22 protein-coding genes are annotated in these 26,186 nt (G+C 69.5%); 2 read left to right on the top strand and 20 right to left on the bottom strand.

Going from position 1 to position 26,186, the window contains the following annotated elements; translation table 11 throughout:
- Positions 1 to 49: 49 nt before the first annotated feature.
- From OG194_RS34895 to OG194_RS34880, 4 genes are all read right to left on the bottom strand, one after another.
- Positions 50 to 520, bottom strand: coding sequence for a GNAT family N-acetyltransferase (locus tag OG194_RS34895; RefSeq protein ID WP_327404746.1), 471 nt, complete (start codon positions 518 to 520; stop codon positions 50 to 52).
- Positions 517 to 1,461, bottom strand: coding sequence for an RluA family pseudouridine synthase (locus tag OG194_RS34890; protein WP_327404745.1), 945 nt, complete (start codon positions 1,459 to 1,461; stop codon positions 517 to 519). Before OG194_RS34890 ends, OG194_RS34895 begins: the two co-directional genes overlap by 4 nt.
- Positions 1,462 to 1,555: 94 nt before the next feature.
- Positions 1,556 to 2,134, bottom strand: a complete 579-nt coding sequence (gene lspA / locus OG194_RS34885) for a signal peptidase II (protein WP_327404744.1) — start codon at positions 2,132 to 2,134, stop codon at positions 1,556 to 1,558.
- Between the two features lie 73 nt (positions 2,135 to 2,207).
- Positions 2,208 to 3,233: a TraR/DksA family transcriptional regulator gene (locus OG194_RS34880; RefSeq protein ID WP_327404743.1), complete on the bottom strand. Its 1,026-nt coding sequence runs from the start codon at positions 3,231 to 3,233 to the stop codon at positions 2,208 to 2,210.
- A 604-nt stretch (positions 3,234 to 3,837) separates the two neighbouring features.
- Between OG194_RS34880 and ileS the strand changes: the two genes are divergently transcribed.
- Positions 3,838 to 6,984 carry an isoleucine--tRNA ligase gene (gene ileS, locus OG194_RS34875; RefSeq protein ID WP_327404742.1) on the top strand — a complete coding sequence of 1,049 codons (3,147 nt, stop codon included), beginning with the start codon at positions 3,838 to 3,840 and terminating at the stop codon, positions 6,982 to 6,984.
- A 199-nt stretch (positions 6,985 to 7,183) separates the two neighbouring features.
- Here the strand turns inward: ileS and OG194_RS34870 are convergent, their stop codons facing one another.
- The 16 genes from OG194_RS34870 to rsmH all read right to left on the bottom strand — a co-directional run bounded on the left by OG194_RS34870 (position 7,184) and on the right by rsmH (position 25,000).
- Positions 7,184 to 8,410, bottom strand: coding sequence for a DivIVA domain-containing protein (locus tag OG194_RS34870; RefSeq protein ID WP_327404741.1), 1,227 nt, complete (start codon positions 8,408 to 8,410; stop codon positions 7,184 to 7,186).
- 52 nt (positions 8,411 to 8,462) lie between these two features.
- Positions 8,463 to 8,753 carry a YggT family protein gene (locus tag OG194_RS34865; protein ID WP_019062316.1) on the bottom strand — a complete coding sequence of 97 codons (291 nt, stop codon included), beginning with the start codon at positions 8,751 to 8,753 and terminating at the stop codon, positions 8,463 to 8,465.
- 50 nt (positions 8,754 to 8,803) lie between these two features.
- On the bottom strand, positions 8,804 to 9,445 hold the full coding sequence (locus OG194_RS34860; protein WP_033284465.1) for a cell division protein SepF: 642 nt from the start codon (positions 9,443 to 9,445) through the stop codon (positions 8,804 to 8,806).
- A 128-nt stretch (positions 9,446 to 9,573) separates the two neighbouring features.
- Positions 9,574 to 10,293: a YggS family pyridoxal phosphate-dependent enzyme gene (locus tag OG194_RS34855; RefSeq protein WP_327404740.1), complete on the bottom strand. Its 720-nt coding sequence runs from the start codon at positions 10,291 to 10,293 to the stop codon at positions 9,574 to 9,576.
- 6 nt (positions 10,294 to 10,299) lie between these two features.
- On the bottom strand, positions 10,300 to 11,028 hold the full coding sequence (gene pgeF, locus OG194_RS34850) for a peptidoglycan editing factor PgeF (RefSeq protein WP_327404739.1): 729 nt from the start codon (positions 11,026 to 11,028) through the stop codon (positions 10,300 to 10,302).
- Positions 11,025 to 12,212 (bottom strand): cell division protein FtsZ, encoded by a 1,188-nt coding sequence (gene ftsZ / locus OG194_RS34845; RefSeq protein ID WP_327404738.1) that lies wholly within the window; start codon positions 12,210 to 12,212, stop codon positions 11,025 to 11,027. The genes pgeF and ftsZ overlap by 4 nt, the downstream gene beginning before the upstream one ends.
- 277 nt (positions 12,213 to 12,489) lie before the next feature.
- Positions 12,490 to 13,284 carry a cell division protein FtsQ/DivIB gene (locus OG194_RS34840; RefSeq protein ID WP_327404737.1) on the bottom strand — a complete coding sequence of 265 codons (795 nt, stop codon included), beginning with the start codon at positions 13,282 to 13,284 and terminating at the stop codon, positions 12,490 to 12,492.
- 25 nt (positions 13,285 to 13,309) lie between these two features.
- Positions 13,310 to 14,401 (bottom strand): undecaprenyldiphospho-muramoylpentapeptide beta-N-acetylglucosaminyltransferase, encoded by a 1,092-nt coding sequence (gene murG, locus OG194_RS34835; RefSeq protein ID WP_327404736.1) that lies wholly within the window; start codon positions 14,399 to 14,401, stop codon positions 13,310 to 13,312.
- Between the two features lie 6 nt (positions 14,402 to 14,407).
- Positions 14,408 to 15,775, bottom strand: a complete 1,368-nt coding sequence (gene ftsW / locus OG194_RS34830; protein WP_327404735.1) for a putative lipid II flippase FtsW — start codon at positions 15,773 to 15,775, stop codon at positions 14,408 to 14,410.
- 21 nt (positions 15,776 to 15,796) lie between these two features.
- Positions 15,797 to 17,230 carry a UDP-N-acetylmuramoyl-L-alanine--D-glutamate ligase gene (gene murD, locus OG194_RS34825; protein ID WP_327404734.1) on the bottom strand — a complete coding sequence of 478 codons (1,434 nt, stop codon included), beginning with the start codon at positions 17,228 to 17,230 and terminating at the stop codon, positions 15,797 to 15,799.
- Complete coding sequence (gene mraY / locus OG194_RS34820) at positions 17,212 to 18,285, bottom strand: phospho-N-acetylmuramoyl-pentapeptide-transferase (protein ID WP_327404733.1); 1,074 nt, start codon at positions 18,283 to 18,285, stop codon at positions 17,212 to 17,214. The genes murD and mraY overlap by 19 nt, the downstream gene beginning before the upstream one ends.
- Complete coding sequence (locus OG194_RS34815) at positions 18,282 to 19,697, bottom strand: UDP-N-acetylmuramoyl-tripeptide--D-alanyl-D-alanine ligase (RefSeq protein WP_327404732.1); 1,416 nt, start codon at positions 19,695 to 19,697, stop codon at positions 18,282 to 18,284. Before OG194_RS34815 ends, mraY begins: the two co-directional genes overlap by 4 nt.
- A 4-nt stretch (positions 19,698 to 19,701) precedes the next feature.
- Positions 19,702 to 21,237, bottom strand: a complete 1,536-nt coding sequence (locus tag OG194_RS34810; protein WP_327407315.1) for a UDP-N-acetylmuramoyl-L-alanyl-D-glutamate--2,6-diaminopimelate ligase — start codon at positions 21,235 to 21,237, stop codon at positions 19,702 to 19,704.
- Positions 21,238 to 21,410: 173 nt separating this feature from the next.
- The gene (locus OG194_RS34805; protein WP_327404731.1) at positions 21,411 to 23,393 is read right to left on the bottom strand and encodes a peptidoglycan D,D-transpeptidase FtsI family protein; all 1,983 of its coding nucleotides are present in this window, start codon (positions 23,391 to 23,393) and stop codon (positions 21,411 to 21,413) included.
- A 5-nt stretch (positions 23,394 to 23,398) separates the two neighbouring features.
- Entirely contained in the window at positions 23,399 to 23,998 is a 600-nt protein-coding gene (locus OG194_RS34800; protein WP_327404730.1) for a septum formation initiator family protein, read from the bottom strand.
- Between the two features lie 45 nt (positions 23,999 to 24,043).
- Positions 24,044 to 25,000, bottom strand: coding sequence for a 16S rRNA (cytosine(1402)-N(4))-methyltransferase RsmH (gene rsmH / locus OG194_RS34795; RefSeq protein ID WP_327404729.1), 957 nt, complete (start codon positions 24,998 to 25,000; stop codon positions 24,044 to 24,046).
- 431 nt (positions 25,001 to 25,431) lie between these two features.
- Between rsmH and OG194_RS34790 the strand changes: the two genes are divergently transcribed.
- Positions 25,432 to 25,980: a beta-class carbonic anhydrase gene (locus OG194_RS34790; protein WP_327404728.1), complete on the top strand. Its 549-nt coding sequence runs from the start codon at positions 25,432 to 25,434 to the stop codon at positions 25,978 to 25,980.
- The last annotated feature ends 206 nt before the right edge of the window (positions 25,981 to 26,186 follow it).

The following is a 26,186-nucleotide window of genomic DNA, read 5'->3' as shown; positions in this document are numbered from 1 at the left end:
GACCAGCTCTTTCGACGCCCCTTGGTTATAGAGCCGGTTGCGGAGCCAATTACAGAGCGCGCCGCATCGCCCGATGAGAAATACCAGCGTCCGGAAATTCCGGCCCGTACGCCTCGTAACCGAGCCGTTCGTAGAACCCCAGCGCATGCGTCTGCGCATGCAGATCCACGGCGGCCAGCCCACGCGCGCGTGCCGCGTCCTCGATCGCCCGCACCAGCTCGACCCCGACCCCGAGCCCCCGCGCCTCCTTGGTGACGGCCAGCCGCCCCAGGGACCCCACGGTCGGATCCCCGCCGGTCTTCGCCGCGGCCGCCTCGCCGTACAACAGCCGCCCGGTCCCGAGCGGCACCCCGTCCTCACGCACGGCGAGCACATGCGTCGCTACGGCGTCGTGGTCGTCGTACTCGATCTCCTGGGGCACGCCCTGCTCGACGACGAAGACCTCCTTGCGCACCGCGAAGCAGGCCTCACGGTCGGCCGGGTCCTCGGCGACGCGCACCACGTAGGGCGCCGGAGTCATGCGTACGTCTCCTCGCGCACCAGGTCCAGGGCCTGCTGGAGGTCGTCCGGGTAGCCGCTCTCGAACTCGACCCACTGCCCGTCGGCGGGGTGCTCGAAGCCGAGCCGGACGGCGTGCAGCCACTGGCGGGTCAGGCGCAACCGCTTGGAGAGCGTCGGGTCGGCGCCGTACGTGAGGTCGCCGACGCACGGGTGGCGGTGGGCCGCCATGTGTACGCGGATCTGGTGGGTGCGGCCGGTCTCCAGCTTCACGTCGAGCAGGGAGGCCGCGCGGAACGCCTCGATGAGGTCGTAGTGCGTGACGGACGGCTTGCCCTCGGCGGTGACCGCCCACTTGTAGTCGTGGTTCGGGTGGCGGCCGATGGGGGCGTCGATGGTGCCGCTGGTCGGGTCGGGGTGGCCCTGGACCAGCGTGTGGTAGCGCTTGTCGACCGTGCGCTCCTTGAACTGGCGCTTCAGGGAGGTGTACGCCCGCTCCGACTTCGCGACGACCATCAGGCCGGACGTGCCGACGTCGAGGCGGTGCACGATGCCCTGGCGCTCAGCGGCACCGGACGTCGAGATGCGGTACCCGGCGGCGGCCAGCCCGCCGATGACCGTGGTCCCGGTCCAGCCGGGGCTGGGGTGGGCGGCGACACCGACCGGCTTGACGATCACGATCACGTCATCGTCGTCGTAGACGATCTCCATGCCCTCGACGGGCTCGGCGACGATCTGCACGGGCGCGGGCGCCTGCGGCATCTCGACCTCCAGCCAGGCCCCGCCGTGCACCCGCTCGGACTTCCCGACCACCGAGCCGTCGACCGTGACCTTCCCCGCCGCGGCCAGCTCGGCGGCCTTCGTACGGGAGAAGCCGAACATGCGGGAGATGGCGGCGTCGACACGCTCGCCCTCCAGGCCGTCGGGCACGGGCAGGTTTCGGATCTCGGGAACTGTGCTCACCCGGTCGAGTATGCCGGACGGGTCCGACACCGCCTTACCCGAGCCGGGGCGCTCAGGCCTCGCGGACTCGCCCTCAGCCCTCGTGGATCCGCGCTCAGTCCTTGTGGACGGTGCCGTCCGGGTCCAGGCCGCGGAAGGAGAGCAGCACGATCAGGATGCCGCCGCACACGATCGCCGAGTCGGCGAGGTTGAAGACGGCGAAGCCCTTGGGCGCGATGAAGTCGACGACCTCGCCCTGGAAGATGCCGGGCGAACGGAAGATCCGGTCGGTGAGGTTGCCGAGCGCACCGCCCAGCAGCAGCCCGAGCGCGATGGCCCACGGCAGGCTGTAGAGCTTGCGGGCCAGCCGGGCGATCACCACGATCACGGCGGCCGCGATCATCGTGAAGATGACCGTGAAGGCCGCGCCGAACCCGAAGGCCGCGCCGGGGTTGCGGATCGCGTGGAACTCCAGCCAGTCCCCGAAGACCTCGATCGGCGCGTGGTGCTCCAGCTTGGCGACCACGAGCAGCTTGCTGACCAGGTCGAGGGTGTACGCGAAGGCGGCCACCACGAACAGCACGGCGATCCGGCGCTTCCCCCTGGGGGGCGACGCGGTGTCACCCTGCTCCGGCTCTGCCCCCGCCGCCTCTGGGGTATCCGGCGTACCGATGATGCGCTCCGCCTCTGCCACGTGAGTCCCTCGACCTAGGTGCCTAACTCTGGATGAGGGTACGGCACACCTGTCGGGGGCTTCAGTACCGGCGTCAGTACCGTCGTTCCTGCTTCTGCTTGCACTCGACGCACAGGGTGGCCCGGGGGAAGGCCTGCATGCGGGCCTTGCCGATCGGGTTGCCGCAGTTCTCGCACAGGCCGTAGGTGCCGGCGTCCAGCTTCCCCAGGGCGCGCTCGGTCTGGATCAGCATCTCGCGCGCGTTGGCGGCCAGCGCCATCTCGCTCTCGCGCGTGATGTTCTTGGTGCCGGTGTCGGCGTCGTCGTCGCCCGCGCCGTCCCCGGAGTCCCGCATCAGACCGGCGAGGGCCTGCTCGGTGGACGTGATCTCCTCGCTGAGCCGCGCGGCCTCGGACTGCAACTCGGTACGGGCCTCCTCGACCTCCTCGGGCGTCCAGGGGTCCTCGCCGGGGCGCACCGCGAGCTCGCCGGGCACCGCCGCGACCCGCGCCTTCGGAACGGCCCTCTTCGCCGCCGTGGCCGTGCCAGGAGTCTTCTTCGCAACCACCGTCGTGGCTCCCGTCTGCTCCGCGGCCTGCGCCGCGCCCGCCTTTGCCTTCTTGGCCGCGCTCTTCTTCGTGCCGGTCGTGCCCTTGGTTCCCGCAGTGCGATTCGTGCCCGTAGGGCTCTTCGTAGAACCGCTTTTCGCGCTGGCGGTGCTCTTCGTAGGACTGCTCTTCGTCGACGTGCTCTCAGGGGCGACGGTCTTCTTCACGGCCGCTTTCTTCACAGCCGTCTTCTTCGTGTCCGTAGCCTTCGGAACGGCCGTCGCCTTCGTAGCGGTCGTCTTCCTGGTGGTCACCGTCTTCGTAGCGGCCGTCTTTGTAGCGGCCGTCTTCGTAGCCGTGGCCTTCGCAGCCGCCGCCTTTTCCGTCGCCGTGGATTTCGCGGCGCTCTTCTTGGCCACCGCCTCCTCGGCCACTGTCTCCTTGGCCACCGTCTTCTTGACGGCCCCCGGTCTCTCGGCCCCTTCCCCGGTCACCTTCTTCGAAGAAGCCGTCTTCGTAGCGACCGCCCTCTTCGCCGCGGTCTTCTTCGTTGCGGTCTTCTTCGCCACCATGGCCGCGGCCCCTTCACATTGTGTGATCACGCACGCGAATCGTGCTGGGACGATAAATCGACTTGAGTCCCGCGGCAACGGGGCACGCCGCCCGATTCGTCCACCCCCCTGGCCCCGCGCGGCAAGCCTTCATGCGTTGTGCCCAGCTCTCCGCCGGGTAATCCGCCGAGTCCGACACCCCGAACATCGAACGCACGTTCAGCACCATTCGAGTCATGAAACGTGTTCGCAAGCCTCCCGCCGCGGCCCCCGCAAAACCGGTCGGCCGCTGTCCGTGCGGCGCCGTACACTGGCCGGAGCGAGAAGCGTGGATGGGGACGAGTAGCGGCGTACGCAGCCCAGAGCGACCCGGGGACGGTGGAAGCCCGGGGGCCGGCGCGACGTGAAGATCACCCCGGAGCCGCCGGAAGAAAGCCGCAGCCCACCAGCCGCGGCCGGTAGACCCGGTATCGCGACCCCAATGAGGGGGCTCACCGGTGTGCAAGGTGCACCGGGGAGCCAAGGAGGGTGGTACCGCGGGAGCGCGCCGCACACGGCGTACGGAAAGTCGTAGCTCTCGTCCCTCCGGACGGAAGGCAGAAAGTCCGCCGGAGGAAGCTCGCTGATGACAACGCCGACGTATCGCCAGGTGCCCGCCCAGGTCGACCTGCCCGCGCTGGAGCACGCCGTGCTCGACTTCTGGCGCGAGCAGAAGATCTTCGCCAAGACCCTGGACCAGTCCGAGGGGCGCCCCGAGTGGGTGTTCTACGAGGGCCCGCCCACGGCCAACGGCATGCCGGGCGCCCACCACATCGAGGCGCGCGTCTTCAAGGACGTCTTCCCCCGCTTCCGGACCATGCGCGGCTACCACGTGGCCCGCAAGGCCGGCTGGGACTGCCACGGCCTCCCTGTGGAGCTGGCGGTCGAGAAGGAGCTGGGCTTCACCGACAAGCAGGACATCGAGGCGTACGGCATCGCCGAGTTCAACGCCAGGTGCCGCGAGTCCGTGACCCGGCACACCGACGCCTTCGAGGCGCTCACGACCCGCATGGGGTACTGGACGGACCTCGAGAACCCGTACCGCACGATGGACCCCGAGTACATCGAGTCGGTCTGGTGGTCCCTCAAGGAGATCTTCGACAAGGGCCTGCTGGTCCAGGACTACCGCGTCGCCCCCTGGTGCCCGCGCGACCAGACGGGCCTCTCGGACCACGAGCTGGCGCAGGGCTACGAGACGGTCGTCGACCCCTCCGTGTACGTCCGTTTCCCGCTCACCTCCGGTCCGCTGGCCGGCCGTGCCGCGCTCCTGGTGTGGACGACGACCCCCTGGACGCTGGTGTCCAACACGGCCGTCGCCGCCCACCCCGAGGTCACCTACGTCGTCGCGACGAAGGGCCCCGACAGCGCAGAGCAACTCGTCGTCGCCGAGCCGCTGTTCACCAAGGCGCTCGGCGAGGGCTGGGAGACAACCGGTGAGACCTTCACCGGCGCCGAGATGGAGCGCTGGACGTATCAACGTCCGTTCGAGCTCGTGGAGTTCCCGGAGCCGGCGCACTACGTGGTGAACGCGGAGTACGTGACGACCGAGGACGGTACGGGTCTGGTCCACCAGTCCCCCGCCTTCGGCGAGGAGGACCTCAAGGTCTGCCGCGCGTACGGCCTGCCGGTCGTGAACCCGGTCCGCCCGAACGGCACCTTCGCCGAGGACGTCCCGCTCGTAGGCGGTGTCTTCTTCAAGAAGGCCGACGAAAAGCTCACCGAGGACCTCAAGGACCGCGGCCTGCTCTTCAAGCACGTGCCGTACGAGCACAGTTACCCGCACTGCTGGCGCTGCCACACCGCGCTGCTCTACTACGCACAGCCCTCCTGGTACATCCGCACCACGGCCGTCAAGGACCGTCTCCTCCAGGAGAACGAGAACACCAACTGGTTCCCGGACACGGTCAAGCACGGCCGCTACGGCGACTGGCTGAACAACAACATCGACTGGGCGCTGTCCCGCAGCCGCTACTGGGGCACCCCGCTGCCGATCTGGCGCTGCGAGGACAACCACCTCACGGTGGTGGGCTCCCGCGCGGAGCTGACCGAGCTGACGGGCACCGACCAGTCGGGCCTGGACCCGCACCGCCCGTTCATCGACGCCGTCACCTTCGCCTGCCCCCAGTGCGGCGAGAGCGCCACGCGCGTGCCCGAGGTCATCGACGCCTGGTACGACTCGGGGTCGATGCCGTTCGCGCAGTGGGGCTACCCGCACAAGAACAAGGAACTCTTCGAGTCCCACTACCCGGCGCAGTTCATCAGCGAGGCCATCGACCAGACCCGCGGCTGGTTCTACACGCTGATGGCGATCGGCACCCTGGTGTTCGACAAGTCGTCGTACGAGAACGTCGTCTGCCTCGGCCACATCCTCGCCGAGGACGGCCGCAAGATGTCCAAGCACTTGGGCAACACCCTGGACCCGATCCCGCTGATGGACCGTCACGGCGCCGACGCGGTGCGGTGGTTCATGGCGGCGGGCGGCTCCCCGTGGGCGGCACGCCGCGTGGGCCACGGCACGATCCAGGAGGTCGTCCGCAAGACCCTCCTGACGTACTGGAACACGGTCGCCTTCCAGGCCCTGTACGCGCGCACATCCGACTGGGCGCCGAGCGCGGCGGACCCGGCCCCGGCCGACCGCCCGGTCCTGGACCGCTGGCTCCTGTCCGAACTCCACGCGCTCACCGACCAGGTGACACAGGCTCTGGAGTCCTACGACACCCAGCGCGCCGGCAAGCTCCTGTCGGCGTTCGTCGACGACCTGTCCAACTGGTACGTCCGCCGCTCCCGCCGCCGCTTCTGGCAGGGCGACAAGGCCGCGCTGCGCACCCTGCACGAGGTCGTCGCGACGGTCACCCAACTGATGGCCCCGCTGACCCCGTTCATCACCGAGCGGGTCTGGCAGGACCTGATCGTCCCGGTGACCCCGGGCGCCCCCGAGTCGGTCCACCTGTCCGCGTGGCCGGAGGCGGACCTGTCCGTCATCGACCCCGAGCTGTCGAAGCAGATGGTCCTCGTACGGCGCCTGGTGGAGCTGGGCCGGGCCACGCGCGCGGAGTCGGGCGTCAAGACGCGCCAGCCGCTGTCCCGCGCGCTGATCGCGGCCACGGGCTTCGCCGCCCTGGACCGCGAACTGCACGCGCAGATCACGGAGGAGCTGAACGTCGAGGGGCTCGCTTCGCTGAGCGAGGTCGGCGGCTCGCTGGTGGACACCACGGCGAAGGCCAACTTCCGCGCCCTGGGCAAACGGTTCGGCAAGCGCGTCCAGGACGTGGCCAAGGCCGTGGCGAACGCGGACGCGGCCGCGCTGTCCCTGGCGCTGCGCGAGGGCACGGCGTCCGTCGAGGTGGACGGCGAGACCATCACGCTGGCCCCGGATGAGGTGATCATCACAGAGACCCCGCGCGAGGGCTGGTCCGTGGCCTCCGACTCGGGTGCGACGGTCGCCCTCGACCTGGAGATCACCGAGGAGCTGCGGCAGGCGGGCCTGGCCCGTGACGCGATCCGCCTGATCCAGGAGTCCCGCAAGAACAGCGGCCTGGACGTCGCCGACCGGATCGCCCTGCGCTGGACGTCGACCGACCCAGCGGTCATCGCGGCCCTGTCCGAGCACGCGGCCCTGATCGCCGACGAGGTCCTCGCCACGGACTTCGCCCAGGGCGAGGCGGACGACAGCTACGGCACCCCGTTCACCGACGAGGGCCTGTCCCTGGTGTTCCGCCTGCACAAGGCGTAGGCACCACCGGCACGGGAAAGGGCCCGGCCTCCTTCGAGGAGGCCGGGCCCTTTTCGCACGCCCGACGGCCAACTCACCTGCCCCAATGGTCAACTCACGTGATCCAGCACTCAACCCGCGTAAAAAGGGCGGGGCCCCGGATCGAAATCCGGGGCCCCGCCCTGAACGCTGCCGACGCCGAAGGCGTACTAAAGGCCGGTCAGTTGTCGTCCTCGTCGATCAGGAACCCGCGCATCGGCGAGGGAGCCTGGCCCATCGGCGACGGGCCCTGCGGCCGTACCGGCGCCATCGGCTGGGTCATGGCCGGGGACATCTGCTGCTGGCCGCCGTAGGACGGACCGGCGGGCGGCGGGCCGCCCATGCCCTGGTTGCCGCCGTACGACGGGGCGCTCGCGCCTGCCGGGGCCATGGAAGGCGCCGGGGACGGCGGAAGCGACGCGGCGGCCGGAGCACGCGGCGGAGCCAGCGAGTCGTCGGCCTGGGTCTCCAACTGACGCAGCTGGGACTCCAGGTAGGACTTCAGACGCGTGCGGTACTCGCGCTCGAAGCCGCGCAGGTCCTCGACCTTGCGCTCCAGCGTGGCGCGGGCGGACTCCAGGGAGCCCATCGCGACGCGGTGCTTCTCCTGCGCGTCCCGCTCCAGGGCGTCGGCCTTGGCACGGGCGTCACGCTCAAGACCCTCGGCGCGCGAACGGGCCTCGCCGACGATCTTGTTGGCCTCGGAACGGGCCTCGGCGATCGCCTGGTCGGCGGTCTGCTGGGCCAGCGAGAGGACACGGGCGGCGCTGTCGCCACCGGGGCCCTGCTGCGGCATGCCGCCACCCATGGGACCGCCCATGGGACCGCCCATCTGCTGCTGCATGGGGGGCTGGCCGCCCATCTGACCCTGCATCGGGCCCTGGCCCATCTGCTGCATCTGACCCTGCATCGGGCCCTGGCCCATCGGACCGCCCATGGGGCCCTGTCCCATCGGACCCTGACCCTGCGGGCCGCCCTGACCCTGGCCACCGGGGCCTGCGGGCAACTGCGGGGCACCGCTCGGCAGCTGGGGCGGGCCTCCCATGGGGCCGCCCATCTGCTGCTGCGGCGGGCCCGATATGCCGGCGGGCACCGGGCCGCCCGGACCGCGCATGCCTTGCGGGGGCATGCCCTGCTGGGGCATCCCCTGCTGCTGCATGCCGCCTTGCTGCATGCCGCCCTGCTGCTGGTCCTGTTCGGGGGGCTTGCGCATGTTCTGTTGGTTCTGGGCCGCGGCGCGCGTGGCCGCGGCCAACTTGGCGCGCAGGTCCTCGTTCTCGCGGAGCAGGCGCGTCAGTTCGGCTTCGACCTCGTCGAGGAAGGCATCGACCTCGTCCTCGTCATAGCCTTCTCGGAGGCGGACGGTCGTGAACTGCTTGTTCCGCACGTCCTCGGGGGTCAACGGCATCTCTTCACCTCAACGTAGTCATCGGCAGTCGGCAAGACCGTATCGTCCACTGTCACCTCGCGAGATTGCCCACGATAGAGATCAAGATGTAGACGATGATCATCAGGACGAAGAAGGACAGGTCGAGCGCCACGCCCCCGAGACGCAACGGCGGGATGAACCGCCGCAGAAGCTTCAACGGTGGATCGGTGACAGTGTAGGCGGCCTCCAGAACGACCACCATCGCCTTGCCGGGTTGCCATGAGCGGGCGAACTGGAAGACGTAGTCCATGACCAACCGGAAGATGAGCACGATGAGGAACACCATCAGCGCGATGTAGATCACCTGCGCGAACACGCTCATGGTCTGTCTTTCCCTCTCCCCTGTTCCGTGCTTTCTAGCGGCTGTCTGTCTCAGCTCTGATTGAAGAACCCGCCCTCTGCGATGCGGGCCTTGTCCTCCGCCGTGACATCGACGTTAGCAGGCGACAACAGGAACACCTTCTGCGTCACCCGCTCGATGCTGCCGTGAAGACCAAACACCAAACCGGCCGCAAAGTCGACAAGTCGCTTGGCGTCTGTGTCATCCATCTCAGTCAGATTCATGATCACCGGGGTGCCTTCACGGAAGTGTTCCCCGATGGTACGGGCCTCGTTGTAGGTCCGGGGGTGAAGTGTGGTGATCCGGTAAGGCTCTCGTTCCGACACGACCTTGGGCATGATCACCGGTGCGTTCTTCTCCAGGGACTGGCGTTCTTGTGTGATGGATGCCACGGGCGCGATACGCGCCGGACGCCCTGATTCCGCACCCAGTGAAGCGGAATGGGACACCGGTTCACGAGGGGCCGGAGGCTGCACCACTCGTACCGGTTCGTCCCTTTGAGACTGATGTGGGGTGTGTGACTGGTGCGACGGCTCGTGCCGTCGACGGTCCCGCTCGGGCTCCGGGTCCAGTTCGGGTTCGAAGTCGTCATCGGGGTCGAAACCCCGGCCGTCGTACCCATCGTCCTCCACGAGGCCGAGGTAGACCGCCATCTTGCGCATCGCGCCGGCCATGCTCTGAGTCCTCCGCTCTGTGGTGGATCGGCTGACGACTGCCAAGTGCCCGCGATCCACGAGGTCGTTGCGCCCACCTTCGGCGGCATTGACCATATTTTCTGCTGTGGTCCGACTTCCTGGCGACGTTACCCGAGCCTGGGGCGCACGCCGAGTACCGCAGTGCCGACGCGTACATGTGTCGCTCCGGCTGCCACGGCCTGTTCGAGGTCCGCACTCATCCCTGCCGACACCATGTTCGCAGCAGGATGGGCTCGGCGCAGGTCAGTCGACAAATCCATCAACCGCCCGAACGCCTCCAGTTGGCGTCCCTCGTACTCACCGGTGAGCGGAGCGACGGTCATCAGTCCGTCGAGCCGCAACCCCGGGGCCCCGGCGACGAGATCGGCCAACTCCCCGATCCCACCCGGTCCGACGCCACCCCGCTCGCCCCGCCCGCTCACTCCCGCGTCGAGTGCGACCTGGATGAGACAGCCCAGTTCGCGCCCGGACCGCTCGGCCTCCTTCGACAGCGCGGTGACGAGCCGGGACCGGTCGACCGACTGCACGACATCGGCGTAACCGACCACGGATCGCACCTTGTTGGTCTGCAACTGACCGACGAAGTGCCAACTCAGCGGCAGATCCGCGCATTCGGCGGCCTTCGGGGCGGCGTCCTGGTCCCGGTTCTCGGCGACATGACGCACACCGAGTTCCGCCAACATCCGCACGTCGCTCGCCGGATAGGTCTTGGTGACCACGATCAGGGTCACTTCTTCACGCTTGCGCCCGGCCGCCGTACAGGCGGCGGCGATACGTTCCTCGACTCTCGCCAGATTCACGGCGATTTCTTGCCCACGGTCCGTCATGTCCGATCAGTCCAGCCAGACATAGCTCGCCAGGCGCCCGGTCGTACGGTCGCGGCGGTACGAGAAGTGGTCGTCCGATTCACGGGTGCACACCGACGACCGCTCCCGGTCGCGCACCCCGAGCCGGCCGAGCTGCGCGTGCGCCCCGGCGGTCACGTCGACCGCGGGAGTGCCCCAACTCGTCTCGGCGTACGCCGCCGGTTCCACGGCGGCGACGTCGGCGCGCATGTCCGCGGGCACTTCGTAGCACCGGCCGCAGACGGCGGGTCCGGTGCGGGCGAGGATCCGGGCGGGATCGGCGCCGAGTTCCACCATGGCCCGTACGGCGGCGGGGACGACCCCGGCGACCATGCCCGGGCGTCCGGCGTGGGCCGCGCCCGCGATCCCGGCGACCGGGTCGGCGAGCAGGACCGGCGTGCAGTCGGCGGTCAGCACGGCGAGGGCGAGGCCGCGCCGGGCGGTGACGACCGCGTCGACGGAGGGGATGTCCGAGGCGTCCCAGGGCTCCTCGACGACCGCCACGTCCGCGCCGTGCACCTGGCTCATCCAGACCACCAGCGCCGGGTCCAACCCCAGTGACTTGGCGGCCAGTTCGCGATTGGTACGGACCGCGTCGGCGTCGTCGCCGACCGCTCCGCCGAGGTTGAGCTCCTCGTACGGAACGGCGCTCACCCCGCCCCACCTGTCGGTGAAGGCGAAATGCGCGCCGCTCACGGTGTCGAACTGTCCTATCACTTCAGGAAGTCCGGTACGTCCAGCTCCTCGGCGGCGCTGTCCGAGTAGGTCCGCGACGGCGGGACCGGCGGGGCGACCGGGTGGTCGGCGACCGGCTCCGGAGCGTGCTCCGGCTCCTCCTTGGGCTTGACGCTGCCGAGCGAGCCGAAGGACGGACGGCTCTCCTGCCGTACCGGAGTCGGCTCGTCGCGGCGGGCCGAAGTGGAGCTTCCGCCCGTCTCGCGGCGGGTCGGCGGCTGGCCACCGTCGAAGCCGGCCGCGATGACCGTGACCCGGACCTCGTCGCCGAGGGCGTCGTCGATGACCGCGCCGAAGATGATGTTGGCCTCGGGGTGGGCGGCCTCGCTGACCAGTTGGGCCGCTTCGTTGATCTCGAACAGGCCGAGGTCGGAGCCGCCGGAGATGGAGAGCAGGACGCCGCGGGCGCCGTCGATGGAGGCCTCCAGGAGCGGCGAGGAGATCGCCATCTCGGCCGCCGCCACCGCGCGGTCGTCGCCGCGGGCCGAGCCGATACCCATGAGGGCCGAACCGGCCTCGGACATCACGGACTTGACGTCGGCGAAGTCGAGGTTGATCAGGCCGGGGGTGGTGATGAGATCGGTGATGCCCTGCACACCGGAGAGCAGGACCTGGTCCGCCGACTTGAAGGCGTCGAGGACCGAGACCTGGCGGTCCGAGATGGACAGCAGCCGGTCGTTCGGGATGACGATGAGGGTGTCGACCTCTTCGCGGAGTTCGGCGATGCCGTCCTCCGCCTGGTTGGCGCGACGCCGTCCCTCGAAGGTGAACGGGCGGGTGACCACGCCGATGGTGAGGGCGCCGAGCTGGCGGGCGATGTTGGCCACGACGGGCGCGCCGCCGGTGCCGGTGCCGCCGCCTTCGCCTGCCGTCACGAAGACCATGTCGGCCCCCTTGAGGACCTCCTCGATCTCCTCGCGGTGATCCTCGGCGGCCTTGCGGCCGACGGCCGGGTTGGCGCCGGCGCCGAGTCCGCGGGTGAGTTCACGGCCGACGTCGAGTTTGACGTCGGCGTCGCTCATCAACAGCGCCTGCGCGTCGGTGTTGATGGCGATGAACTCGACGCCCTTGAGACCGACCTCGATCATCCGGTTGATGGCATTGACACCACCGCCGCCGACACCGATGACTTTGATGACTGCGAGGTAGTTCTGCGGTGCTGCCACGTCGAAGGCCTCTCGCCTCGAGTTACGTGTCGTCGATCGCGGTGTTCCGCGACCCGACGACGGATGCCGAATGGGACGGTCCGTAGCGCCGACCCGAACCCTAACGTTGAAGTTTAGGGTTACCAGTGTGTCCGTTCCTTGAAGTCTTCTGAACAGGACACTAAGTCGACAAGTGGCGCACGTTCAACGAACACGCCGAACCTCCCGTTTTTCTTTTCACCCTATGTGATCAGCCGTAGCGCTGCCCAACCAGGGTGCTGGCCTGCGCGAATGTGCGTCAACTCCCGGCTGACGCAGGGGCGGTGGGAACACTTACGTCGAAGTGCCGGGCGCCGGAAGCTGCTTTCATGAGAGCGGTGAGCGTACGCGCCTTCGCCGCGCCCTTGTCACCACTTCCCCAAGAGACCGTCCGGCCGCCGCTCAACTCCAGCGAGATGCCGTCGTAGGAACGGACCTTGACGACCTGGGTGACGCGTGCGACCGCGGCCGGAATGTCACCCGCGACCTTCACCGCCTCGCGCACGAGTCGGTCCTCGCCGAAGCGGCGCAGGCCCGCCGCGGACGAACTCGACGGGGAGAGCGCCAATTCGAGAGTGGGGACGGACTTCGGTGGCGTGGAAACGGTGGCGAACCGCACGCCCTTGCCGTCCACTTCGATGAAGTTTCCGCCCTTTTTCTCCACCAGGACCGGGCTGCGTTCGGTCACTTTCAGCCCGATTCCATGAGGCCAGGAACGGACTACGTCAACAGTGCCAATTCGGGGCAATTTACTGCGGAGTCGGGCTTCGATCGCATCGGTGTCGACGGAAATCAACGGTCCGCCGACCGGAACGTCGGCGGCTTCGCGCACCTGCTCCGGCGTCAGAACCTTTGTCCCGGAGACCGACACCTTCTCGACCCGCAGCCACTGCGAGCCGTAGAGCAGCCAGACCGCGGCGGTGCCCAACAGGGCTGCGGCGAGGGCGAGTACGACAATCAGACGAAGGCGTCTTGGTCCCAGACGCCGGACAAGGGGCGGGCCGGACGACTCCTGTTGGCGTTCACCGCGCTCGGCGGTGCTCGGTCCGGCCACGCTCCCCTGCCTCTCTCACATATGGCTAACGGTGCCGCGAGGCGATCGCCTCGTACACCATGCCGACGAGCAGGTCGTCGGCGTCCCGGCGGCCGAACTCGCTTGCCGCGCGCGACATCTCGTACAGCCGGTGCGGGTCGGCGAGCACGGGCAGGACGTTGCCCTGGACCCACTCGGGCGTCAGTTCCGCGTCGTCGACCAGGAGTCCGCCGCCGGCCTTGACCACCGGCTGGGCGTTCAGCCGCTGTTCGCCGTTGCCGATGGGCAGCGGGACGTAGGCGGCCGGGAGTCCGACGGCGGAGAGTTCGGCGACGGTCATCGCGCCCGCGCGGCAGAGCATCATGTCGGCCGCGGCGTACGCGAGGTCCATCCGGTCCACGTACGGTACCGGGATGTAGGGGGGCATCCCCGGCATCTGGTGCACCTGCGGCAGTTCGTTCTTCGGGCCGACCGCGTGCAGGATCTGGATTCCGGCCTGTTGGAGGTACGGCGCGACCCGCTCGACCACCTCGTTCAGGTGCCGGGCGCCCTGCGAGCCGCCGGAGACCAGCAGGGTCGGCAGGTTCGGGTCGAGCCCGAACGCGGCCCGGGCCTCGGGCCGTACGGCCGCGCGGTCCAGGGTGGCGATCGTGCGGCGCAGCGGGATGCCGATGTAGCGGGCGTCCCGCAGCTTGCTGTCCGGGGTCGAGACGGCGACCCGGGCCGCGTACCGCGAGCCGATCTTGTTGGCCAACCCGGGCCGGGCGTTGGCCTCGTGGATCACGATCGGCACCCCGAGGCGCTTGGCCGCGAGATAGCCGGGCAGCGCCACATAGCCGCCGAAGCCGACGACACAGTCCGCCTTGGTGCGCTCCAGGATCTGCTCGGCCGCCTTGATCGTGCCGCGCAACCGGCCCGGCACGGTGATCAGTTCGGGGGTGGGCCTGCGCGGCAGGGGTACGGCGGGGATCAGCGCGAGTTCGTAGCCCCGCTCGGGTACGAGACGGGTCTCAAGGCCGCGCTCCGTGCCCAGGGCTGTGATCCCCACGGTGGGGTCCTGCCTGCGCAGGGCGTCCGCGAGGGCGAGCGCCGGCTCGATGTGGCCGGCGGTCCCCCCACCGGCGAGTACGACATGCACCGAAATTCACCGCTCTCCGGACGAACGCGCCGCCGAGGCACGCCGTCGCATCGTGTTCCATCTCCGGGGCCTTTGGCCGGAACCGGTACCCCTGCCTCCCCGTTTTCTACCAAAGCGGGGTTGCCGCATCGCAAGCGCCGCCCGCGCAGCGGGGTCGTCGCGCGCGAAGGCGATCAGCAACCCGATGGCGAACATGGTCGGCAGCAGGGCGGAACCCCCGTAGGAGAACAGCGGGAGCGGGACGCCGGCGATCGGCAGCAGGCCGAGCACCGCACCGATGTTGATCACCGCCTGAGCGATGATCCAGGTGGTCACGCCTCCCGCGGCATACCTCACGAAGGGGTCCTCCGTGCGTCCGGCCACGCGGATACCCGCATAGCCTAGAGCCGCGAAGAGGGCGAGCACCGACAGTGTGCCCGCCAGACCCAGTTCCTCACCGGTGACGGCGAAGATGAAGTCGGTGTGGGCCTCGGGGAGTTGACCCCATTTCTCCACACTCGCGCCGAGCCCGGAGCCGAAGATCCCGCCGGATGCGAGCGCGTAGATCCCGTGCACGGCCTGCCAGCAGTCGGCGACCCCGGTCTTGGGCTCGGTGGCGCCGATGCAGGCGAGCCGGGCCATGCGGTTGGGGCTGGTCTTGATGAGGATCACACCGATCACGGCCGCGATCGACAGCACGCCGGCGAAGAGCCGAGTCGGAGCGCCGGCCAGCCAGAGCAGGCCGAACAGGATCGCGGTGAGGATGATCGCCGTACCCATGTCGCCGCCGAGCATGATCAGTCCGAGCAGCATGAACGCGACCGGCACCAGCGGCACCAGCATGTGCTTCCACTGGGACAGCATCGCCTTGTCCTGCTTGCGGGCGAGCAGGTCGGCGCCCCACAGGACCAGGGCCAGCTTGCCGAACTCGCTGGGCTGGATCTGGAAGGAGCCGCCGAGCGAGATCCAGTTGCGGTTGCCGTTGACCGACATCCCTATCCCCGGCAACTGCACCAGCGCCATCATGAAGACGGCGCCCGCGAGGATCGGATAGGCCAGCGCCCGGTGCAACTTGACCGGCATCCGCGAGGCGGCCAGCGCCAAGACCCCGCCGATACAGGCGGCGAGGAACTGTTTGCGGAAGAAATAGGAGCCGGGCAGCGAGAGTTGGAGTGCGGTGATCTGGGAGGCCGAGTAGACCATCACCAGACCGAGCACGGTGATCAGCACGCTGCCGCCGGCGATCAGGTAGTAGGCGGTCAGCGGCCGGTCCCAGGCCCGGCGCGCGTTGGTGTAGAGCCGTCGTACGGGGTTGTCGCGGACGGTCCTGGCGGCGGCGGGACGTCTGGGGGTCCGCTGCTGCACGGGCGGCCGGCCGGTACGGCTACTGGGCATCAGCGCCTCCGCTTGCGTCGGTCAGGCGCCGAGTTCGCGAACCGCCGAGGCGAACGCGTCACCGCGCTTGTTGTAGTTGGCGAACATGTCCATGGAGGCGCAGGCCGGGGCGAGCAGCACCGTGTCGCCGGCGGCGGCGAGCCGCTGTGCCTCCTGGACAGCCGCGAGCATCGCCCCAGTGTCGGTCCGGTCGAGGTCGACGACGGGTACTTCCGGCGCGTGTCGCGCGAGGGCTTCGCGGATCAGCGCGCGATCGGCGCCGATCAGCACCACACCCCGAAGGTGCTTCGCCGACTTGGCGACCAACTCGTCGAAGGTCGCTCCCTTGGCTAGTCCGCCCGCGATCCACACGATCGACTCGTAGGCCGCCAACGAGGCTTCCGCCGCATGGGTGTTGGTGGCCTTGGAGTCGTCGATGTACGCGACACCGTCCACATCGGCCACGTGCGCGATGCGGTGCGCGTCGGGCGTGAAGGCCCGCAGCCCGTCCCGTACGGCCTTGGCGGGCACCCCGAAGGCGCGCGCGAGGGCAGCGGCGGCAAGGGCGTTGGCGATGTTGTGCGGGGCGGGCGGGTCGACGTCGGAGACCTCCGCCAGCTCCTGCGCGTTCTTCTGCCGGTCCTCGACGAAGGCGCGGTCCACCAGGACGCCGTCCACGACGCCGAGTTGGGACGGCGCGGGGCTGCCGAGGGTGAAGCCGATCGCCCGGCACCCCTCCTCGACGTCGGCCTCGCGGACCAGGTCCTCGGTGGCCTTGTCGGCGACGTTGTAGACGCAGGCGACCCGATTGCCTTCGTAGATACGGCCCTTGTCGGCGGCGTACGCCTCCATCGAGCCGTGCCAGTCGAGGTGATCGGGCGCCAGGTTGAGAACGGCGGCGGAGTGGGCGCGCACCGAGGGCGCCCAGTGCAGCTGGTAGCTCGACAGTTCCACGGCGAGGACGTCGTACCGCTCGTCCCCGAGTACGGCGTCCAGGACCGAGACGCCGATGTTGCCGACCGCCGCCGTACGCAGGCCGCCCGCCTTCAGGATCGAGGCGAGCATCTGGACGGTGGTGGTCTTGCCGTTGGTGCCGGTGACGGCCAGCCAAGGGGCCGCCTCGGGGCCGCGCAGGCGCCACGCCAGCTCCACGTCGCCCCAGATCTCGACACCGGCCGCCCGGGCCGCCGTGAACAGCGGCTTGTCGGGCTGCCAGCCGGGGGTGGTGACGATCAGTTCGGTGCCGTCGGGCAGGGTCGCACCATCACCGAGACACACGGTGATGCCGAGCGCCTCCAGGTCGGCCGCCTGGGCCCGGGAGCGCTCGTCGGCGCCGTCGTTGACGACCGTGACGAGCGCGCCGAGGCCGTGCAGGACCTTGGCCGCCGGGATGCCGGAGACTCCGAGCCCGGCGACGGTGACGTGCTTGCCCTCGAAGGAGAGCCCCTGACCGTCGGTCACTTTTCCGCTGCCCATCCCGCGTAGAAGAGGCCCAGGCCGACGATCACGCAGATGCCCTGGATGATCCAGAAGCGGACCACCACGAGCACTTCGGACCAGCCCTTGAGTTCGAAGTGGTGCTGGAGCGGGGCCATTCGGAAGACCCGCTTGCCGGTGAGCTTGAACGAGCCGACCTGGATGACCACCGACATGGTGATGAGGACGAAGAGGCCACCCATGATGGCGACGAGCAGCTCCGTGCGGGAGAGGATCGCCAGACCGGTGAGGACACCGCCGAGGGCGAGTGAGCCCGTGTCGCCCATGAAGATCTTGGCCGGCGAGGTGTTCCACCACAGGAAGCCCAGGCAGGCACCCATCAGCGCGGAGGCGATGACCGCGAGGTCGAGCGGATCGCGCACTTCGTAGCAGGCGTTCGGGTTGGTCAGGGTCGTCGCGTTGGCGCAGGACTCCTGGAACTGCCAGACACCGATGAATGTGTAGGCACCGAAGACCAGGACCGACGCGCCGGTGGCGAGACCGTCCAGACCGTCCGTCAGGTTCACGCCGTTCGACATCGCGAGGATCATGAACAGCGCCCAGATCACGAACAGGATCGGGCCGATCTTCCAGCCGAAGTCCGTGATGAACGACAGCTTCGTGGAGGCCGGGGTGTTGCCGCGGGAGTCCGGGAACATCAGCGCGAGCACCGCGAAGCTGATGCCGACGATCAGCTGGCCGGCCATCTTCGCCTTGGCCCGCAGGCCCAGCGAACGCCGCTTGACGATCTTGATGTAGTCGTCGAGGAAGCCGACCACACCCATGCCGCACATCAGGCCGAGCACCAGCAGCCCCGAGTAGGTCGGGGGGTATCCGGTGATGACCTTGGACAGGAAGTACGCGGCGACCGTCGCGAAGATGAACGCGATACCGCCCATCGTCGGCGTACCGCGCTTGCTGGCGTGCTCGCGCGGGCCGTCGTCGCGGATGTACTGGCCGTAGCCCTTGCGGGCCAGCAGCTTGATCAGCAGCGGGGTGCCCAGCAGGGTCAGGAACAGGCCGATGACTCCTGAGAACAGGATCTGCTTCATCATCGGACAGCGACCTCACCCTCGGTACCGGCCTCGACGAGCGCCTGCGCCACGCTCTCCAGACCGACCGACCGGGACGCCTTCACGAGAACGACGTCTCCCGGGCGCAACTCGCTGCGCAACAGGTCGACCGCCGCCTGTGCGTCGGACACGTGCACCGACTCCTCACCCCACGAACCCTCGTTATATGCGCCCAGTTGCAGCCAGGACGCTTCCCTGCCCCCGACCGCGACGAGCTTGCCGACATTGAGCCGGACAGCGAGCCGTCCGACCGCGTCGTGCTCGGCGAGCGCCTCGTCCCCGAGCTCGGCCATCTTGCCGAGCACCGCCCAGGTCCGCCGCCCCTTGCCCATGGCCGCGAGCGCGCGCAAGGCGGCTCGCATGGACTCGGGGTTCGCGTTGTAGGCGTCGTTGACGATGGTCACGCCGTCCGGTCGCTCGGTGACCTCCATCCGCCAGCGGGAGAGGGAGCCCGCCTCGGAGAGCGCGGTGGCGATCTCGTCTGCGGACATGCCCAGCTCATGGGCGACGGCGGCCGCGGCGAGCGCGTTCGACACGTGGTGCTCACCGTACAGGCGCATGGTCACTTCGCTGCACCCGGAGGGTGTGTGAAGGCTGAAGGCGGGCTGTCCGCTGTCCGTGAGTCTCACGTTCTCGGCCCGTACGTCCGCTTCGCCGGACTCTCCGAAAAGGATCACCTTCGCCTTCGTACGGGACGCCATGGCCCGTACGAGCGGATCGTCCGCGTTGAGGACCGCGACGCCGCCGTCTTCAACTGAAGGGAGCGCTTCTACGAGTTCGCCCTTTGCCTGTGCGATCTGCTCCCGGCCACCGAACTCGCCGATGTGGGCGGTGCCGACGTTGAGGACGAGGCCGATCTGCGGGGGCGTCAGATCCGCGAGGTAGCGGATGTGACCGATGCCGCGGGCGCCCATCTCCAGGACGAGGAACCTCGTCTCGGCGGTGGCGCTCAGCGCGGTCAGCGGCAGCCCGATCTCATTGTTCAACGATCCCGGTGTGAACACCGTGGGCGCCTTGCGCGCGAGCACCTGGGCGATGAGGTCCTTGGTGCTGGTCTTGCCCGCCGAGCCGGTGAGGGCCACGAGGGTCGCGCCGAGCCGTCGTACGACATGACGGGCGAGGGCGCCCAGGGCGCTCTGGACGTCGTCCACGACGATCGCGGGCACGCCGACCGGGCGGGACGCCAGGAGGGCCACCGCGCCCGCCTCGACGACCGCGGCCGCGAAGTCGTGGCCGTCGACGTGCTCGCCGACGAAGGCGACGAAGAGGCTGCCGGGTTCCACTTCCCGGGAGTCGCGGACCACCGGGCCGGTGACCTGGACGGACGGATCCGGTATGTCGTGCGTCTGCCCGCCGACGACTTCAGCGATCTCGGCGAGGGAGAGGGCGATCACAAGTTCATCCCTGGGTCTTCTGGATAGCTTCGCGAAGCACCTGGCGGTCGTCGAAGGGACGGACCACTCCGGCGATGTCCTGGCCCTGCTCGTGGCCCTTGCCCGCGACCAGCACGGTGTCGCCCGGCTGTGCGCGGGCGACGGCGGCGGCGATGGCGGCGGCCCGGTCCTCGAAGACCTGGACCTCGCCGCGCTCGTGCGCGGGCACCGACGCGGCGCCCTGGAGCATTGTCGCGAGGATCGCGAGGGGGTCCTCGGAGCGGGGGTTGTCCGATGTCAGTACGGCGGTGTCGGCGAGCCGGGCGACGGCGGCACCCATGGGCTCACGTTTCGTCTTGTCGCGGTCCCCGCCGCAGCCGAGCACGACGTGCACCTTGCCCTCGGTGACCTTGCGCAGCGCGCGCAGAACCGATTCGACGGCGTCCGTCTTGTGGGCGTAGTCGACGACCGCGAGATACGGCTGCCCGACGTCCACGCGCTCCAGCCGGCCCGGCACGCCCGGCACCGCGGCGATGCCGTCGGCGGCGAGTTGCGGGTCGAGGCCGGCGGTGGCCAGGGCGGCGATCGCGGCGAGGGTGTTGGCCACGTTGAAGGAGCCGGCGAGCGGTGAACGAGCGGTGATCAGCTCGCCCTTGGGGCCGACCGCGGTGAACGTCGAGTCCATCGGGCCGACTTCGACGTCCTGGGCGCGCCAGTCGGCGTCCGGGTGGCCCTCGGCGGAGTAGGTGACCACGGGGACCGTGGCCTCGACGGCGAGCCTGCGGCCGTACGCGTCGTCGAGGTTGACCACCCCTTGTCGGCTGCGCAGCGGGGTGAACAGCTGCGCCTTGGCCTGGAAGTAGTCCTCCATGCCCGTGTGGAACTCCATGTGTTCCGGGCTGAGGTTGGTGAAGACCGCGATGTCGAAGATGCAGGCGTCGACCCGGCCGAGGACCAGCGCGTGGCTGGAGACCTCCATGGCGACCGCGTCGACCCCGCGCTCCAGCATGACCGCGAACAGGGCCTGGAGATCGGTGGCTTCGGGGGTCGTGCGCTCCGACTTGATGCGCTCGTCGCCGATGCGCATCTCGACCGTGCCGATCAGACCGGTGGACCGGACCGTTTTCAGGCCGCCCTCCACGAGGTACGCGGTCGTCGTCTTGCCGGATGTTCCGGTGATGCCGATCTGGAGCAGATCGCGGCCGGGGTGGCCGTAGATCGTGGCCGCCAGCTCGCCCATCTGCCCGCGCGGGTCGTCAACGACCAGTACCGGCAGGCCCGTTGCGGCCGCTCGGTCGGCACCGGCCGGGTCCGTCAGGACGGCGACGGCGCCGAGGCCGGCCGCCTGGGTGACGAAGTCGGCGCCGTGCAGACGGGCGCCGGGCAGCGCGGCGTACAGGTCGCCGGGGCGGACGGCGCGCGAGTCATGGGTGATGCCCGTGATCTCGGCGGTCGGCACCGGCGCTGTCGTCATGGTCACGGCGGCGCCCAGTTCGTCGGCGAGTTCCGCGAGGGGTGTGGCGGAGATCTGCGCCGGCCTGGGCGGCCCCGGGTAGGTCACGGATGCGCCCTTCTGGGGGGTTTGGGAGTGGTCGGCGGGTGGCACGGCGGTGAGCGTACCGGGCGCACCCGCCCCGGGGCGAAGCGAGGGGCCGGGCCTGCTGTCCTGCTGGCCCTGGTTCCCGGACTGGGAGGTGATCATGGTCACGGATCGGTTCCTGGCTGTTGCGCTGATCAGGGCGTGAAGGTCACGGGCAGATTCGCGGCCTTCGCCCCGGTGGGCGGGACCTGGAGGGTCTTGAGGGCGAACTCCATCACCTGCTTGTAGATCGGTCCGCAGATCTGACCGCCGAAGTAGCTTCCGCTGGTGGCGTTCTGGATCGCGCAGTAGACGGTGATGCGGGGGTTGTCGGCGGGCGCGAACCCGGCGAACGACGAGGTGTAGCCCTTGTACTTGCCGGTGGCCGGATCCACGCGGTTGGCGGTGCCGGTCTTGCCCGCGACCCGGTACCCCGGAATCGCGGCCTTACCACCAGTGCCCTGCTCGTCGTCCACCACGGACTCCAGCATCTGGGCGAGGGTCTTCGCCGTCTTGGCACTGATGACCCGGGTCTTCTTGGGCGTCGCCGCGGGCGTGAAGCGGCCGTCGGGCCCCTTCGTGCCGCGCACCAGGGTGGGTTCGACGCGGACTCCGCCGTTGGCGACCGTCGAGTAGACGGAGGCCGCCTGGAGCGCGTTGAGGGACATGCCCTGGCCGAAAGGAATCGTGTACTGCTGCGAGGTCGACCACTTGTCGGCGGGCGCGAGGATGCCCTTGGTCTCGCCGGGGAAATTGAGCCCGCTGTAGCTGCCGATGCCGAACTTGCGCAGATACGAGTACAGGACCTGGTTGGCCTCGGGCTGGGTCTTGCCGAGCTGGCCGGCCGCCTCGATGGTGCCGATGTTGCTGGACTTGGCGAGCACGCCGTTGAGGGTCAGGTTCCAGGTCGCGTGGTCCACGTCGTCCTGGAAGAGCCGGTCCCCGCGGTGCAGCCGGTTCGGCACGACGACATGCGTCAGCGGGGTGGCCGCGTTCTCCTGGAGTACGGCGGCCATCGTCATGACCTTGGCGGTGGAACCGGGCTCGTAGGCGTCCTGGACGGCCGCGTTGCCCAGGGACGCGGCGCTGGCCTGCGAGAGGTCGTTCGGGTCGAAGCCGGGCGCGTTGGCCATGGCGAGGATCTCGCCGGTGCGGGTGTCCTGCACTATCACGTACCCGCGGTCCGCCTTGGACTTCTTGACCTGCTCGGTGATGGCGTTCTGCGCGGCCCACTGGATGTCGCGGTCGATCGTCAGCTCCACGTCGGCACCAGGCACCGCCGGCGTCTCCGTGGAGCCCGCGGTGGGCACCTGGAGACCGCCTGACTGGGCGTAACGGACCTTGCCGTCCTTGCCGGTGAGGTCCTTGTTCAGCTGCTGCTCGACCCCGCCGCCGCCCTTGCCGTCGGCGTTGACCCAGCCCAGTATCCCGGCGGCGAGATCGCCGTTCGGGTATACGCGCTTGGTGGTGGGGACGGCGAGGACACCGGCGATGACGTTGACCGTGGTCGGGTCCGTCGAGGCCTTGGTGTTCAGCGCGCTCTTCAGGTCCTTGATCTGCTTCCAGACCTGCGGGGTCTGCCGGTTGGCGAGCACTACGTAGCGCAGGTTCTTGTTCGCGGGCCTGAGCTTCTTGACGAGGGATGCCTGGTCCACGCCGAGGATCGGGGCGAGGAGGGCGGCCGCCTGTTCGGGCCCGTCGTCGATCTTCAGCTGCTTGCGGGTGAACAGCGTCGGGTCGGCGGTGATCGTGTACGCGTCCACGCTGGTCGCCAGCGCCACCCCGGAACGGTCGGTGATCTCGCCGCGCTCGGCGGCCAGGACGTAGTCGACGTACCGGTTCTGCGCGGCCTTGGCGGCATACGCGCTCGCGTCGACGGCCTGCACCTGGAGCAGCCGTACGACGAACGCGATCAGGACGAGGGTCAGCGCCAGGCTGATCATGCGCAGCCGGGGGCGGGGGCTGCCGAGCCGGAGGGAGCGGGAGCCGGTCGGACGGGCCGCGGGAGGGGGCGAGGCCGGGCGGCGGGCCGGACGGGCACCGGGCCCGGGGCGGCGCCGTGGGGCGTTGCCCCCTTCCGGCCGTTCGGGCCTGGCCGGTCCTGGCACTCGGCGGCGCGGCGGTTCCCTGTCGGACACTTCCGTCACCTGCCGGGGGTTGTCGGGGTGGAGGACTGTGCTGTGGAGGTCTGGGTTGTAGCGGACCGCGCGGTGGATGTCTGTGCGGGCCGGGTCGCGACGGGGGTGGCCGCGGGGGCCGGTGCCGGTACGACGGACGTGGGGCCCGGGCTCGAACTGGGGCTCGGGCTCGGCCTGCTGACGAGTGCTTCGGGTGCGAGGACCGCCGGTGTGCTCACGGTCTTCGCGGCGGCCTGCTCCGGGACACCCTTCACGGTGCCGTTCGGGTCGAGGAAGGCGGGGTCCCCGCCGGGCACCATGCCCAGCTCGTGGGCGCGGCGCTGGAGGGCGTCGGGGGCGGAGTAGGCGTCGACGTCCCGCTGGAGGGCCTGCTCCTCGTCAGTGAGGCTCTTCGTCTGCTTCTGGAGGTCGTCCAGCTTGAACTGCCCTTCGCTGAGCGCGGAGTTCAGCACGAGCAGCGCGATCAGGCCGCCGCCGAGAAGCAGCACGACAAGGAGGACGAACGGGGTCCGGGCCGCCTGGATCCCGCCCGACTGCGCGGGACCGGTGGGGAAGAGCCGCGCGAGTCGGGCGGCCCTGCCCCTCAGTTCGGGTTTCCTACTCACTCACGCACCCCGCACCCCAACACCCCGCACCGACTTGGTACGTACTCACCCGATGTCCTCCCTGATGCGCTCGGCCCCCCGCAGCCGCGCGGGTGCCGCCCGCCGGTTCTCGGCGACCTCTTCCTCGGTGGGAAGTTCGGCACCGCGCGTCAGGAGCTTGAGCCGGGGCTGGTACTGCTCGGGCACGACAGGCAGCCCAGGAGGCGCGGTGTTGGCGGCGCCGGCCGCGAACACCTGCTTGACCAGGCGGTCTTCGAGCGAGTGGTACGACAGGACGGCGATCCGGCCGCCCACGGCAAGGGACTTCACGGCGGCGGGGATCGCGGCCTCCAGGACGGACAGTTCGCCGTTGACCTCGATGCGCAGCGCCTGGAAGGTGCGCTTGGCCGGGTTGCCTCCGGTGCGCTTGGCGGCCTGCGGCAGCGAGTCGCGGATCAGCTCGACGAGCCGCGCGCTGTTGCTGAACGGCTCCTTGTCGCGCTCCCGGACGACCGCGGAGACGATCCGCTTGGCCTGCTTCTCCTCGCCGTACGCCCGCAGGATCCGGACGAGTTCACCGGGCGCGTAGGTGTTGAGGACCTCGGCCGCGCTGATGCCGGTCGTCTGGTCCATGCGCATGTCGAGGGGCGCGTCCTGGGCGTAGGCGAAGCCGCGGTCGGCCTCGTCGAGCTGCATGGAGGAGACGCCGAGGTCGAACAGAACGCCCTCCACGCGCGCGAGGCCGAGCCGCTCCAGTACGTCGGGCAACTCGTCGTAGACCGCGTGCACGAGGGTCGCCCTGTCCCCGAAGGGGGCGAGGCGCTCGCCGGAGAGGCGCAGGGCCTCCTTGTCGCGGTCGAGGGCGACGAGGCGGGCCTCGGGGAACCGGGTCAGCAGGGCCTCGCTGTGCCCACCGAGGCCGAGCGTGCAGTCGACGACCACCGCGCCCGGCCGCTCCAGCGCGGGGGCCAACATGTCCAGGCACCGCTGGAGCATCACCGGGACGTGTCGACTCTGGCTCAAGGGGCCCTCTCAGATCCGGCACGGAGCCGTACGCACCGCCGGGTCCCCGCCCGCCAATGAAGAGGAGGCCTGCCGGCGCCGGAAGCGTCAGCCGACCGGGAGCGGGAGGAGGCCGAGCCGTACGTACGCGCCGCGCACGTGTCGTTCAAGCTGGGGGAGAATCCGGAAAGTCGCCGGGGTCTCCGGGAAATGTCCAGCAGGGAGAGCCTCGCCTCCCGCTTCGCGCAACTTTAGTCCACGCTGTCTCACGGTCAATCAACCGGCCTGCGCGTCGCGGGCCCGGGTGCGTGCGATGCGTCAAAACGGGAAGAATCACCCGGACGGGTGCACCACCGCCACCCGTGTGGGTTACCTCACAAGAGGACGCAATGACGCTCTTTTTCCCGTCCCGCACCAAGACCGCACCGCCGGTGACCAGTACCGTCATAGGTATGACGACCTCCGCATCCGTACCCACAGAGTCCGAAGGCGCCATAGCCGACGGCGGGACCGTGACGGACCGCCTCGTCGAGGCCAACGCGCGATACGCCGCCGCCTTCACCGATCCCGGGATGGACGCCCGTCCCGTCCTACAGGTGGCCGTGGTGGCCTGCATGGACGCGCGTCTCGACCTGCACGCCGCGCTCGGTCTGGAACTGGGCGACTGCCACACGATCCGCAACGCGGGCGGTGTGGTCACCGATGACGCGATCCGCTCCCTCACCATCAGCCAGCGGGCGCTCGGCACCCGCAGTGTCGTGCTCATCCACCACACCGGCTGCGGCCTGGAGTCCCTCACCGAGGAGTTCCGGCACGACCTGGAGATGGAGGTCGGCCAGCGCCCCGCCTGGGCGGTGGAGGCCTTCCGGGACGTCGAGCAGGACGTACGGCAGTCCATGCAGCGTGTGCGTACCTCGCCGTTCCTGCTGCACACTGATGATGTGCGCGGCTTCGTCTTCGACGTGAAGTCGGGTCTGCTGCGCGAGATCGACCCCGCCTGACGCACCCGCCCGCCCCGAAACTTCGAAAAGTTCGCCCCTCGGACCGCCCAAAAGGTCGTAAGACCCGACAAAGCGAAGGCAGTTGTCCACAGGCGAGTGACACGAACCGGTAACGGCAACAAGAATGCGGGTGTGGCGTCACGCGGAACTTTTCCCGCGTGCCGTCCGTGTTTCGGGGTGGGCCGGTCCGCAGTGCGTGCGCCGGC

The sequence above is a fragment of the Streptomyces sp. NBC_01288 genome (assembly GCF_035982055.1).
In the GTDB taxonomy this organism is placed as follows: Bacteria; Actinomycetota; Actinomycetes; order Streptomycetales; family Streptomycetaceae; genus Streptomyces.
This window is presented reverse-complemented; position numbering and strand designations above follow the sequence as displayed.

What these genes read in the sequence shown, in the direction of transcription:
- OG194_RS34895 (WP_327404746.1), bottom strand. Translation starts at nt 520, where the DNA reads ATGACTCCGGCGCCCTACGTGGTGCGCGTCGCCGAGGACCCGGCCGAC.
- OG194_RS34880 (WP_327404743.1), bottom strand. Translation starts at nt 3,233, where the DNA reads ATGGTGGCGAAGAAGACCGCAACGAAGAAGACCGCGGCGAAGAGGGCG.
- ileS (WP_327404742.1), top strand. Translation starts at nt 3,838, where the DNA reads ATGACAACGCCGACGTATCGCCAGGTGCCCGCCCAGGTCGACCTGCCC.
- OG194_RS34870 (WP_327404741.1), bottom strand. Translation starts at nt 8,410, where the DNA reads ATGCCGTTGACCCCCGAGGACGTGCGGAACAAGCAGTTCACGACCGTC.
- OG194_RS34865 (WP_019062316.1), bottom strand. Translation starts at nt 8,753, where the DNA reads ATGAGCGTGTTCGCGCAGGTGATCTACATCGCGCTGATGGTGTTCCTC.
- OG194_RS34860 (WP_033284465.1), bottom strand. Translation starts at nt 9,445, where the DNA reads ATGGCCGGCGCGATGCGCAAGATGGCGGTCTACCTCGGCCTCGTGGAG.
- OG194_RS34855 (WP_327404740.1), bottom strand. Translation starts at nt 10,293, where the DNA reads ATGACGGACCGTGGGCAAGAAATCGCCGTGAATCTGGCGAGAGTCGAG.
- ftsW (WP_327404735.1), bottom strand. Translation starts at nt 15,775, where the DNA reads ATGCCCAGTAGCCGTACCGGCCGGCCGCCCGTGCAGCAGCGGACCCCC.
- murD (WP_327404734.1), bottom strand. Translation starts at nt 17,230, where the DNA reads ATGGGCAGCGGAAAAGTGACCGACGGTCAGGGGCTCTCCTTCGAGGGC.
- mraY (WP_327404733.1), bottom strand. Translation starts at nt 18,285, where the DNA reads ATGATGAAGCAGATCCTGTTCTCAGGAGTCATCGGCCTGTTCCTGACC.
- OG194_RS34790 (WP_327404728.1), top strand. Translation starts at nt 25,432, where the DNA reads ATGACGACCTCCGCATCCGTACCCACAGAGTCCGAAGGCGCCATAGCC.